The 12,389-nt window shown below is 46.6% G+C and carries 12 protein-coding genes; 7 read left to right on the top strand and 5 right to left on the bottom strand.

Annotated elements, in window-relative coordinates:
* The first annotated feature begins 347 nt into the window (after positions 1-347).
* Together umuD and umuC are read left to right on the top strand one after the other, a co-directional pair.
* Positions 348-782 carry a translesion error-prone DNA polymerase V autoproteolytic subunit gene (umuD, locus tag CHU32_RS25650; RefSeq protein WP_000111290.1) on the top strand — a complete coding sequence of 145 codons (435 nt, stop codon included), beginning with the start codon at positions 348-350 and terminating at the stop codon, positions 780-782.
* Positions 772-2,025: a translesion error-prone DNA polymerase V subunit UmuC gene (gene umuC, locus CHU32_RS25645; protein WP_001371894.1), complete on the top strand. Its 1,254-nt coding sequence runs from the start codon at positions 772-774 to the stop codon at positions 2,023-2,025. The genes umuD and umuC overlap by 11 nt, the downstream gene beginning before the upstream one ends.
* Positions 2,026-2,070: 45 nt before the next feature.
* On the opposite strand, the gene CHU32_RS25640 is transcribed toward umuC, so the two are convergent.
* Positions 2,071-2,880: a DsbA family protein gene (locus tag CHU32_RS25640; protein ID WP_000031378.1), complete on the bottom strand. Its 810-nt coding sequence runs from the start codon at positions 2,878-2,880 to the stop codon at positions 2,071-2,073.
* Between the two features lie 370 nt (positions 2,881-3,250).
* Between CHU32_RS25640 and CHU32_RS28720 the strand changes: the two genes are divergently transcribed.
* On the top strand, positions 3,251-3,598 hold the full coding sequence (locus CHU32_RS28720) for a hypothetical protein (protein WP_121343843.1): 348 nt from the start codon (positions 3,251-3,253) through the stop codon (positions 3,596-3,598).
* Between the two features lie 59 nt (positions 3,599-3,657).
* On the opposite strand, the gene CHU32_RS28715 is transcribed toward CHU32_RS28720, so the two are convergent.
* From CHU32_RS28715 to CHU32_RS25620, 3 genes are all read right to left on the bottom strand, one after another.
* Positions 3,658-3,918: a hypothetical protein gene (locus tag CHU32_RS28715; RefSeq protein WP_001439466.1), complete on the bottom strand. Its 261-nt coding sequence runs from the start codon at positions 3,916-3,918 to the stop codon at positions 3,658-3,660.
* A gap of 195 nt (positions 3,919-4,113) precedes the next feature.
* Positions 4,114-4,506 carry a hypothetical protein gene (locus tag CHU32_RS25625; RefSeq protein ID WP_000843243.1) on the bottom strand — a complete coding sequence of 131 codons (393 nt, stop codon included), beginning with the start codon at positions 4,504-4,506 and terminating at the stop codon, positions 4,114-4,116.
* A gap of 24 nt (positions 4,507-4,530) precedes the next feature.
* Positions 4,531-5,280 (bottom strand): thioredoxin fold domain-containing protein, encoded by a 750-nt coding sequence (locus CHU32_RS25620; RefSeq protein WP_000720274.1) that lies wholly within the window; start codon positions 5,278-5,280, stop codon positions 4,531-4,533.
* 147 nt (positions 5,281-5,427) lie between these two features.
* On the opposite strand from CHU32_RS25620, the gene CHU32_RS25615 reads away from it, so the two are divergent.
* From CHU32_RS25615 to CHU32_RS25600, 4 genes are all read left to right on the top strand, one after another.
* A complete protein-coding gene (locus tag CHU32_RS25615) occupies positions 5,428-5,967 on the top strand; it encodes a lytic transglycosylase domain-containing protein (protein ID WP_000494968.1) in 540 nt (179 codons plus the stop codon).
* Between the two features lie 82 nt (positions 5,968-6,049).
* On the top strand, positions 6,050-6,607 hold the full coding sequence (locus CHU32_RS25610; RefSeq protein ID WP_001371950.1) for an HAD domain-containing protein: 558 nt from the start codon (positions 6,050-6,052) through the stop codon (positions 6,605-6,607).
* Between the two features lie 123 nt (positions 6,608-6,730).
* Positions 6,731-7,792, top strand: coding sequence for an HNH endonuclease signature motif containing protein (locus tag CHU32_RS25605; protein ID WP_000902297.1), 1,062 nt, complete (start codon positions 6,731-6,733; stop codon positions 7,790-7,792).
* A 9-nt stretch (positions 7,793-7,801) separates the two neighbouring features.
* Positions 7,802-8,308: a YrhA family protein gene (locus CHU32_RS25600; protein WP_000654195.1), complete on the top strand. Its 507-nt coding sequence runs from the start codon at positions 7,802-7,804 to the stop codon at positions 8,306-8,308.
* Between the two features lie 122 nt (positions 8,309-8,430).
* On the opposite strand, the gene CHU32_RS25595 is transcribed toward CHU32_RS25600, so the two are convergent.
* Positions 8,431-12,381, bottom strand: coding sequence for a conjugal transfer protein TraG N-terminal domain-containing protein (locus CHU32_RS25595; RefSeq protein WP_000386160.1), 3,951 nt, complete (start codon positions 12,379-12,381; stop codon positions 8,431-8,433).
* Positions 12,382-12,389 lie beyond the last annotated feature (8 nt).

The raw sequence follows: 12,389 nt of genomic DNA, 5'->3' as shown, positions 1-12,389 counted from the left end.
AGCTGATAGAAACAGAAGCCACTGGAGCACCTCAAAAACACCATCATACACTAAATCAGTAAGTTGGCAGCATCACCACCTCGCTGAACCTTGCCATATAAGCATCGTACTCAGCCTGGTCTTCAGGAGATAAAAAATTTGGTGGGAGGAGCATCAGAATCCTTTCATCCTAGCTTGTATACCTTCTTCGTAGGCCAGCTCGCCATTATCGGTAAAAGATGGTTTTTGATGTTTATGATAAAGCTTAATTTTTCGTCAGGCTTGATAGCGTTACCGGAGAGATTTGATCTTTTCTCTTCAACTCGCAATACTGTTTATACATACAGTACAAGAATTCGAGTGTAGCTATGTCTGTTATCCTTGAGCACATTAGCAACAAGCCTTACGAAATGGCACCTTTTTTCAGTGATTTACTAAGCTGTGGAGTGATGAGTCCGTGCGCCGGGCATGAAGATAATGAATTAAATTTGCATGAATATGTAGTCCGCAACCGCCCCTCAACCTTCTTTGTCAGGGCGGCGGGCCTCAGTATGATCAATGCCGGTATCAATGATGGAGCAATACTGGTTGTGGATCGGTCTTTAACAGCACGACACGGCTCTATCGTCGTTGCGCTGGTGGATGGAGAGTTTACGGTAAAGATCTTACACACGTATCCTGAGCTGCTTTTGATGCCTTCTAATCCAGCCTATAAGCCGATACGTGTAAATCCTGAATCCCTTGAGATATGGGGCGTCGTCACCTTTGCACTGAATCAGTTCAGCCATGTACATGCACGTTGATATTAACGGAGCCTATGCGGCATTTGAGTGTGCGATGGATCCCAAGCTGTCAAAAAAGCCGCTCATCATAGCCAGCAATAACGATTCGTCCGTCATTGCAATGAATAAACTGGCTAAAAGCGTTGGTATTAAGCGTGGGACCCCAATTTTTAAGTGCAGGGATTTGATTCAGCAACACCGGATCGAAGTCCGGAGCTCTAACTTTACTTTGTATGAAGACTACTCAAATCGCTTCCATGAAACGCTGGAAAGCTTCGCGCCTCAATCGAGTCGATATAGCATAGATGAAAATTTCATGTTATTGAAAAACATGAACAAGATAATAGATTATGAAGATTACGGCCGGTTGATCAGAAGTACACTTCTTCATAATCTGTCCCTTACCTGTGGTGTGGGTTGTTCAAGCACCAAAACCCTCGCTAAATTATGCACCTATGCGAGCAAACGATGGGCAGCTACAGGCGGGGTTGTAGTTTTGACTGATCAGGCCAGGATCAGGAAGCTCCTGAGCCTGATCAGTACCAGAGAAATATGGGGTATTGGTCGAAAGATTAGTGAACGCCTGTCGGCTTTCGGGATCATCACTGCCGGTGATTTTTATAATAGCGACGTTCGCTTTTTACGTAAAAGCTTTGGCGTTGAAATCGAGCGTACCTGGCGGGAACTGCATGGCGAACCATGTTTCCGGCTGCACGAGTCTCCTCCTGTCAGGCAACAGATTATCGTTTCCAGAAGTTTTGGTCAGCGCCTTAATGAGATAGGCAAGCTACATGAGGCAGTTTCATTTTTTACCGCCCGGGCGGCAGAGCAGCTGCGCAAGGATGGCTCGTGGACCCGTCAAATCACAGTCTTCATTCAGAGTAGCAATTATGCGCAAGGTGAAAACCGCTACAGCAATTGTGGTATCGAGCCGCTTACCGCTACACAGGACACCCGCGATCTGGTTGATGCAGCCATGACCATCCTGAACCGCATTTACAGACCCGGGATAGCGTATGCGAAAGCAGGGGTAATGCTCTCCGCTATGACTGACGGCACAGAGCAACTCAGCCTGTTTGATACTCGCCCGGCCAGGCCTGGCAGTCAGGCACTGATGAAAGTTATGGACCGGTTCAATAAAGAAAAGCGCGGAGCTCTGTTTTTACTGGGGGAAGGCATTCAACAGGATTTTCGTATGAAGCAGGCCATGCTATCACCGAGATATACGACCCGCTGGGATGAATTACTCGTTGTAAAAGCGTAGCGGCCATGACCGGCATGGCCGTACTCATCAAATGTGAAAGTAACTTTAGGCCCCGCGAGCTTTTTCGATTGCGCCCTGCAAAGTTGCTGCGTCCATAGCCCCGGGGATAAATGTGGTAGTCGCCGCATTCGGCTTTTTCATATTCATAATGATGAAACCGGGTGTGCCGGTGATCCCGAGCGCTTCGCCCAGCTGCATATTGCCGGAGATCACGTTTTCATACCGGTTTTTTTCCCTGTCAGAAAACGTGCTGTTAAACCCTGACTTTTCCACCACAGTATTAAAGTCAGTGAGTTCGAATTTGCGTTGAGAGGTCATGAAGGTATGAGCCACAGCCATCAGGTTGTTGTGGTACTTACGATAGGCTTCAGCACCGAAATTCTGATAGACGTGCAGACCCGTAGCGGCCCCCATGGCAGATACAGGTTTTGAACCGGCAAAAATCGGGAATTCTTTAAAGAAGAATTTTACATCTTTGCTCTGATTCATTACCGATTCAACAACAGGTGTAACCCGCATGCAGTAAATACACTGATAGTCGAAGAACTCGATTACCGCGACGTCGGCGTCATCAGGGCCGATGTTTGGCGTCTCCTTGGTATCCAGCAGAGCTGGCGCATATGGAATTATTCGTTCCACTGAGGCACTCACGTTCTGATTTTCCAGCGCCTTACCTGCTTCCACTAAATAATGGGGATTTTTTACCAGGTAAGTAGCGGCAATTTTGCCAATTTCTTCCTCACTGAGCACCTTCGGTTTAAAATAAGTTGCCGTGATTAACGCCGAGGCAGCGGTAGCAATAACCGCAGAAATTAAAATCGTGGCCATCGGTTTTAAATAAAATTCTTTAGACATAGCTACCTTTATGCTTTTCAGCCTGTTAGTTATTAACCTGCGATGGATTATACTGGCCCGGTAAATCGGAATTATTCGTGAAACAATGCTTTTTGGAGATTAAAGGATGATTAGGCAGGGCTTTATACTCACAACCGCAATGCTTTTGAGTGGATGCGGATATCATTTCGCAAACCAGGTAGATGCGTACGATCTAATGCCTCGTCCTGTTACAAATAAAAGGTTTCAGATAGTCCCTCCGGACGAAAGTATTCAGTCCAGAATGTTTTCAGGCCGTTTTGCTGATGGATTAGCAAAAAAAGGAGTCATTATTTCCACTCACCAGCCAGATTATGTGCTCAGGTTCCGAATCAGCAGCTCACAGGAGAACATGCAGTATAGCGAGCAGCTTCTTACTGGGGTGACAGGCTACGTTGTAGATAAAAAGACAACGAGAACTGACAAGCATGGCGAATTGCATACTGACTATGACTACAAGCCAGTCGATGGGGTAATAGGCACTGAGACGATGTCGCAGATGCACTATATGCGACAGCTGGATGTCGAGGTATACCCGTCAGCGAAAGGAGCAAAGCAGGTTCTGAAAGTGAGTATGCAAAGCAATGCACCTGTGCCGTCAGACAGCATTGCTTATTCAGCAATGATCGACGCCTTTACTGATAAATTTGATGCGCCGCTGCGTTCCGGAAATTATGTTGCAGTGATCCCCTGGAACTGAAAGCAGACGGCGGGAAGAGAATGTTCAAAAGTGACTTTTGGACACGCACATTAACGTGGCTATCGCCCTCCCCCATTAAAATCATAAAGTCGGTAAAGATCGCCCATCGTGATGGAATTGGGCTTATTAATGAACAGATACTGTAACTGTTCTTTATGTTGAGTACTGGCAGCTGCATTCATAAGCACTTCCAGGTAGAACTTGTAGCCTATGCTTCGCTCTGAATACATATACTGGAACTGCATCAGTAAAATGCCTGACATAACATACAACAGCAGCAGACTGAGTAATACAGTGCTATCAGGCTGTTCCAGTGCCATACTGACATACCCTGAACCCAGAATGCACAGAAGCCACCCCGTCATTAGAGCAGGCACCCTACGACTCAGACGTTTATAACAACGTTTTATTACGGGATCCCGGAGATACTTTTTGTCAGGTATCCCCGTTGCTCTGATGACGAAGCTACTGAGTATCGACATCTTTTTTCCTTCTGGACGCTCTCAGTCAATAAATCAGGCCAGGCGCTCATTGAAAGCTACCACGAGCTGCGAATCGGGATTTTTTACCAGTTCGGGCCGGATAACTTTTAGTTGCCTCGTTGGGGCGAGCTCATCTGTAGGCCTGATGGTGGTATTACCCGGCCCCTTGCGGGTACTGTCGGTGTTTACCTTGAGCTTTTTATTTCCCAGGTAGCTTTCCATCTTTTTAGAGATGGTGTCACCTGTGGTCGCAACACCAGAGAGTTCCTTTAGATGTTCACCTTTATCCATTTGTACCGATGACATCAGAAATCCGATTCCGGGATCGTTTTCCGTTCCACAGGCTCCGTACTGACATTGTGCAGCGAAAACGGGCTGTACACCTACAGCAACCAGCATTAACGTACTCAGTAAAGTAGATTTCATACACACCTCTTACAGTCGGAAAAGTTACTTTTGCGCAGCGCCCATTTGGGTCACCAGGTTTTCCGGGCTCAGCCACCCCGTAAATAACTGCGGTTTGCCGCTTAGTGTCACCATGGTAGGAGTACCTTGCAGCGGGATTGTTGAGGCCACCTGGAAATGCGATTTGATAATGTTTAAGCAAGCCTCATCAGGACGTCCTTCCGGGATAGTTGAAACCGGATTCATCGCTGCATCCAGAGCTTCGTTTGGCTTTGCTGAACACCAGATTTTGGCCATGTTCCCGGCTACTACCGAGTTCAGTCCTGCACGTGGGAATGCAAGAAACTTAATCGAAATACCGGCATCAAGATAAGACTTCAGATCATGATGCAGTTTTTGGCAGTATCCACAGGTTATATCGGTAAAGATAGCAAGCCGGTATTTTTCGTTTGGTGATTTGTAGTCGATGGATTTTGTTTTGGATGCGAATTCCCGGACGCCCATTAAAATGGCCTGCTCAGTGGTGTTTACCACATCTTTACCTTTCACGTGGAATAAGCTTCCGGTAAAAATGTAATCTCCGTCTTTGCTCACGTAACTTACCCCCTCCCTGGAAATCACCGTAAAAATATCTTTTACTGGCGAGGGTTCGACGTGCTCGATTGAAAGCCCAATGGCTTTGAGCTTATCCCGGGCTGCATCTGGCAGTACCATTGTATTAACCGGCTCGGCATTCATCGTGAAGGCGGTACTTAATGAAAGAAGTAATACCGATGCCTTAATAATTTTTTTCATTTCCGCTCCTTAAATCGAGCACTAATATTATCACGCCCCAAAATTCCAGAATTTTGCTTAAACGCTTAAATCAACGGGTAAAGCCGAAAGAAAGTCGATAGATATATGGGAGAATAGATAAAACGTAGATTCAGTGGAGAAATCGTTGTGTTTACACCACCAGCAGATGATGTGAAACCTATTCCCGTTCCTGATGAGATTTACACTCAGTGCATTACGGATGCCGCCCGCTACTTCGGAATTGATGCTGAACTGGTTTTTACGTTGTTTGACAATGAAGGCGGTAAGGTTGGTACTTTCAGCAGGAATACTAACGGCACTTATGATATTGGCCCAATGCAGATCAACTCATCCAATCTACCTGAAATAAAAAAGCATTTCCCGACGGTAACGTGGCGGGTTCTGGCTTACGATGCTTGCGCAAGTTTCTGGGTTGGAACATGGTGGCTCTATAGAAAAATTGTTGATCGCAAGGGCAATGTGTTTGAAGGGATTGCAGATTACAACAGCAAAACCCCAAAGGTACGTGCAAAGTACATATTTAACTTCATGGTAAAGTACAATCGCCGGATCCAGCAGCGTAACGGGATGGGTGAGCTTTATCAATGGACCCAGCAACCTCCTCGATACAATGGCCATATAGCTAAAAATGTCCCGGAGCAAAACCCGACTCCTGTTGTTAAATAAATACAACCCGATATTACAGAAGATCATCGAGTGGCTTGGGTAAACCACCACAAATATTTCACACTGACTCAGGAGTAATATATTGTCTTCTTCTGCAAGAAATTTATTTAAGATTCTCTCTTCTTTCTTGATCCAGAAAAACCCTCATCATGAAGAAGTATGTGTTCATGAAGAAACAACAGCTGGTTTATGGGCCCCTCTCCCTGATTCGCATGTCGTGCTTTTCTTAGATTTCGATGGGGTTTGCCACAGGTGTAAAAATGAAACCTTTGAGCGAATGCCACTGTTAGAGAAATTGCTGGATAACTGCCCTGCCATGGTGATTGTTATCTCCAGCTCATGGCGTGAGTGCGCTAATACAAGTTATCTGAAATCTCTGTTCCGGGTGCCTTATAGAGACAAAATCATAGGTGCAACCGGTTCGGTATATTTAAAACACGGACAGACTGGTGTGCGGGCTGCCGAGTGTGAGGACTTTGTCTTTTCACATCGAGTTAAAGCATTTATCTGCCTTGATGACGACGAATCATTATTTCCGGCCGGTTATCCGCATTTGCACAAAACCGATTATTACACGGGCCTCACCGAATCTGACCTTGCAGCTCTTAACGCAAGGTACCATCAGCTCATGGGACGCTGATGAACAAAGTAACTTTCCTTTTACCCTGTCACTGCTGATCTCGTACGCCCATCCACTTTAGGATTGATTGTTTTATACCATACGCAATAATGTCTCATATGAATTCGACAAGAAAGGGACATTATGCTGCATCACTGTCAGGCTAAGTCACTGGATGACATATACCTTGAGGATATTCCCCACATCATACATCCGGCCACGGCGGTACATGACCTCGAAGATACCGCCCTGCCAAACCGGATTATTCAGGAATGGAATTTACCGCAGGGATATACACAGTTTGTCAGCCGGTATCACCAGTTCCACCATCAACGCCCCTGGCTCGCTTACCGCGATACGCTTGACGACATCAGATACGGTAAGATCGTTCTGCTTAGAAAAGACATAACCGGCAATGCCGGGCCGGGGGTTATATCAAATGGCAACCTACGCAATGACCTGCCCCTGTCCCTCTTTACCCGTCTGCGCGATATCATCTCTCGTCAGTTGAAACGCCCGGGGTATTACGTTCGATCAACGACACCAGCACAGCACGCCCAATCAACAAAAACCATTAATTCCAAAGCGGCTGGTCGTCTTCTCGCAGCTGGCGGGCTTTATAATGGAAATGTGGAGGGATTTCGACATACGGCTGAACAACTTGGCGGCGAAGCTGTTGAAGGCTATGACCAGGTATTGAACGAAACAACTTCAGGTATGCTGGTTGCAGCGGCTTCACTTCTGGTTATCCGAAATCCAAGGTCTGCGGATGAATTGACAAGTTATCTCGGCAAGTACAAAAAAGCACACGTTTTGCTCGATGATATGAATGTTAGCGAATTGAACTACATGCGCCGAGACAGAGCTGAATATTTAGCTCTCCGTGGACAATTCAACAATACTGTACGCCCTAACTTCCTTAAATCACTTTCAGACCACCCAGATGCCCTGGCTACGTTTGAACCTAACGATTTGATGAAACTTGCAACAGGCAAGGTCCCCTCTGGGTGGCAGGTTCACCACAAGATCCCTCTTGATGATGGTGGCACAAACGCTATAGACAACCTGGTACTTATTCAGAATTCACCATACCATTCAGCACTGTCGAAAGCACAATCCATCATTACGAAGGATCTACCGTATAATTCAAGCACCAAAGTTCTATGGCCATCGCCGAACGGTGTTATCTACCCGGTAGGAAAGTAAGAGGCGCTCATGAAAGATTTAACTCAACTACTCAGCAGCTTAAAGAGGTTGATGGTTGCAGATCACTACCCTTTAGCCAGCCCGGTAGCCCCGGAAGTCTTGAAAGACTTAATCTGCAATCCGCCTCCAGTGGAGTGGGCAGATCACAAAAAGAGCGCCTATATAGATATACAGAAACTCATTAAAACCAGGCTTGATTATGCCCAAGTGTTTAATGCTATGGATGGTTTTGAGTACAACGGACTTACGTTTTATAACCTTGTTCAGGCAGAGAACGAAAATCTATTGTGGTCAAATATTTACATACGCAACTTTGAAGCACGAGACAATGAAATCTACGTTGACCCAAATCTCACTGATAAGGTGTTAATCGGAGAAGATGGCATGTCACTTTTCGCTTATAGTTTTGCAGACGACTGCTTTCAGATAAGAGACAAAGCATCTACTGATTATGTTATTGAATCTCATACAGAGTTTGATAGATTTTTGTCTTCACTGATTCAAACCGTCAGTTGAATGTTCCGCAAGAGCGGTACTTCTGAAAAAAAGGCCGCAAACACATACTTTGCGGCCTTAATTGTTTAGCAGTAATTTACAATCTATTGATAGTCATTTCAGGAGGTTATATTCAACCTCCCTTATTTTTTATTTTCATTAAGCCACTGATCCGCTTTATCGACACGTGACTGGTAAGGCTCATTTGTGTTGCTCAGCTCTGACTTCATGTACTGAATGAATTCATCTGCTTTCTGAGGCCCAAAGCGTGGGTCATCCGTCAATTGCTGCCGGATAGCCCTTTCAGAGTTCTGCGCTGCATTCGCATAAGTCGAAACGCCGTCGCTGCTAATACTCTGATACCGGTCACTTACAGCTGCGACGCCATCAGACATCTGCATGTGATTAAGGACTTTACCCTGGAGAGAATCAGGCATATTTGCAGGGTTAGAGGCATCATTTGCTATCGATGTCTGGGTTTGAAGGATGCCCGCTCCCGTAAGCATCTCATTTACCGGTTTCGCCCCAACGCTGGTTAGCGTATCCGAAACAAATTGCTGGCCCCCGAGTAGCGCACCAGAAATCGCGCCCCGCTCAGTGTTGGCCTCTATCTTTTCCCCAACCAAGCGATCTGTGACGGTCTGAGTGCGGTTACCAACGAGACCACCGCCCGACCCACCTTCTCCCAGGTTTGCCCGTACGACTGACTCAAGTGAACCATCAGCTCTGTTATGAGTGTTGAAACTGCTATGGATGCTCTTAACGTCATTCATACTCCAGTTAACGTTATAGTTACCCAGTTCATTAAGGATCTTCTGGGTATCCGCTTTGAGCTGCTCTCTTTCGGCACCGGTAGCCATGGTGCTGGCACCATAGGTAAAGACAGCTTGCTGTGCCAATTCAGCTCGCTTATCGTCCCGGCTTAAGTTCGGGTTGTTGGCAACACGACTAAAGTAGTTATCAGTGTTATTAGATAAGCCACGAACTTGCCCGCTCTGATACATACTGTTCAAAGCAGTGGCTCGTTGATCCATTCCATCACCAACCACCCGACCTCCAACCTTTTCCAGATCGTTAAATGTGCCTTCTGCATTTCTGACATCCTGACCCGAATTGACGACTTTCTCTACACCCTGATTATTCAGTACAGGTCCATTCTTTTCGAGAGAATTAAGCACATTCCTTTCTTCATCAGAATAAGTGCGGCCCACGTTGTTGTTATGTATTCCCTGAATATCGCCTTTGCCCGCGTTATCAAGGTTATACGGAGTAAAGCCAGCTTCACTTTTTCCAGGGACATGCTGTGTCGCGTCCTGAGCGTTGGAGGAAAGACCGAGTTTAGCCTGCGAATCTACACTTCCACCCAGTTCCCCTACGCGTGACGCACTCATCACGCCAGACGTATTTACGCTGTCAGGAGTTCTATCCTGTGCCTGAGTGATAGTATTAATTCCTGACCCGTCACCTGAAATTCTGTCGAGCTGATTGGTGATAGGTAGCAGCTGCTGTGCATTACCACCGAAGTCGGAAACCAGACTTTTAAGCAGGCTGGAGGTTTCACGGAGATCCTGTTTATTACTTTCGGCCGTCTCTCCCCGGGCGGTATCAATCGCAATTTTTTGCTCACTGAAATCTCGGGTTGCAGCCACAAGCGCGTCAGTACGTTGAAGCTGCGATCCAAGCTGATTACTGGCCTTGAAGGTATCGTTATAGGAGTTGAATTTCTCCATAAACGCATTCTCATCCAGCCCATTCTTACGAGCAAAATTCCTTACATCATCATCACTGAAGTTTTTGTTGCGAATAGAATCGGAGAACCTGTCCAGGTTAATGCTTTGTTTAGAATCAAGGCTCATTCCACTATTGGAGCTTGCGTTAGTCGAAACCGATGTAGAAATATTTTGCGCCATCGTCTGTGTCGCCTGGTTCATTTTCGACGATGCTTCTTTAAACGCATTAGTATTGGATATCTGATCGCTGCTTACCTGAGACGCCGCTTTACTGAACTGGTCAGTTAACGCAGAATCCTGGCTAAGCTGATTCGTGATTGCTTTTGAAAGGTCATTTGAAAGCGAGTCACTGCCTGTATTGGTCTTAGATGCACCGCTACTCAATTGCCCTGCTACAGCCGCTTTCAGCCCGGCTCCATTGCCAGTTCCAACACCTCCATTAAGCCCAGCGTTGAGAATAACATTTGAAGCAATGCTGGCCATCTGAGACGCACTCACCCCATGTTTCGTTGCAATACCTTCTGCTACAGAGGCACCAATCTTATCCGAGATCTGCTTCATTGTTTGCAGGTTGGTTGAGAACTGCTGGCTCGACTGTCCTGACCTTCCAATTTCGCTCATCTGACTGTAACCAGCCTGGAATGAATTACTTGCCGCACTCATAACTGATGAGGTTACAGCTGATCCTTGTCCCTGGCTGTTAGCGATACTTGAACCAGCATTCCACATTCCAAGACGGAAATTACTTGAATCAACTGCGCCGCCATCGCTGTATCCCTGACCGGTACTGGTTAAGGCGGTTCGTGTCACGTCACCAAATGAAGATTTACCGCTGTTAGGGCCATCCCATACTTTGGGCGTTACATGACCAGTATCCACCGGCGCATCGGGGGTCACTCCCTTAACCGCATTCATCATCGGGTGAATCGACTGTGTCATCAGGAATAATGTGAGTACCGGAATCAGAGCATAGAGGGCGGAAGCAACAGACAGGTATGAACTGTATGTTTCCGCAAGCCCTGGGAGTCCCATCCACGTGACGGCATTATTCTGGCTGTTGAGGGTGCTCCAGGTATCCAAGTCGGCCGTCGCGACTTTCTTCACATACGCGTTGACCATTACTGCCGTAAGCGGCCACATATTCACGAAGAGGATAAGTTGCAAATATTTCGCCGCAGCGGCAACACCATTACCACCTAACGCCAGCAGCATAAGCAAAGCAAATGGAGCAACCATATAAGCAAACATTTCAAGGAATGCGATTGCTGCTCCCGACAGTTGTAACCACAACTGGCCCTGTGAAGCCATTGTGTTGGTTCGCTTCAGAGAAGCCTCAAACAACTGCATATCGGAAGCCAGACCGAGTGGGGTCTTATATTTGCTTGCGCCATTTCTGAGCTCATTCATAATGAACAGGTTCAGGGTGGCGTCATACGAACCAATAGCCTTACCGTACATACCATTTGCTGACGCCATAACATCAGTAAAGCTTGCGCCGGTAGGTGCACCATTTGCTTCGTCTGGAGTAAGGATGCCGTTTGTCTGTCCTATAAGGGAAATAGTCTGGCGAGCTTCAGCTGTACTGGTAACCTGTTTCACAGTTGACCAGACCTCATCACACGTACCAGATTTTGAACCGTTAGCGCCAACAATACTGGCAGAGGCATTCTTCAGTGCGCCTTTCATCGCCTGATTAATCCGGTCCATGCTATCTGCCAGATTAGCTGAGAAAATATCGTTAAAAATAGTTTCTTTACCGGCAATATTTGCGCTTGAGTTTTGGGTAGCCTTCAGGCAGTTGTATGCAAGAGACTGAACGGTAGCACATACGTTCATTGGCCCTAGCCCGCTGGCCGGTTCAGGAAATGCGGAACAGTAGCCCTGGCTATCGCCGCCCCATTGCAAAAACTTCACGAATCGGATCATCGGACCGAGGGTGATGTCATCGTCCAGAGTTGTTGCAGACAGGTCCACCGGAGAAAGCGGATCAAACGCTGTTTTATAATCCTTCAGCAAACCCTGGCTTAAGTTAGTGGTGACGGTTGCCATCGCAGCAATAAAAATTGGAATTCCGTCGACGTTTCTGACCTCTCCCGACTTTACAGATTCAATAGTTACATCCACTCGAACCATTGCCATCATGAAAAGGATCAACCCCAAAAACCAGGAGAAAAACGGTAATTCATTTTTGGTCGGAGCCTGAAGCCATAGCCACGTTTTATAGAATAGGCTCACACCTGCTACAACGGCGGCCGTGGTCAGGAACTCTTTTACACCAGTATATTGAGAAAAGATCAGGGCAATACCGGTAAAAGCCGACCAGACAAAATCAATATCACCCAGGGTATATATGTTGTAATCCATGTCAGACC

This window comes from Superficieibacter electus (assembly GCF_002915575.1).
GTDB lineage: Bacteria > Pseudomonadota > Gammaproteobacteria > Enterobacterales > Enterobacteriaceae > Superficieibacter > Superficieibacter electus.
The sequence above is the reverse complement of the archived record's forward strand: the minus strand, read 5'-3'. Positions and strand labels throughout refer to the sequence as shown.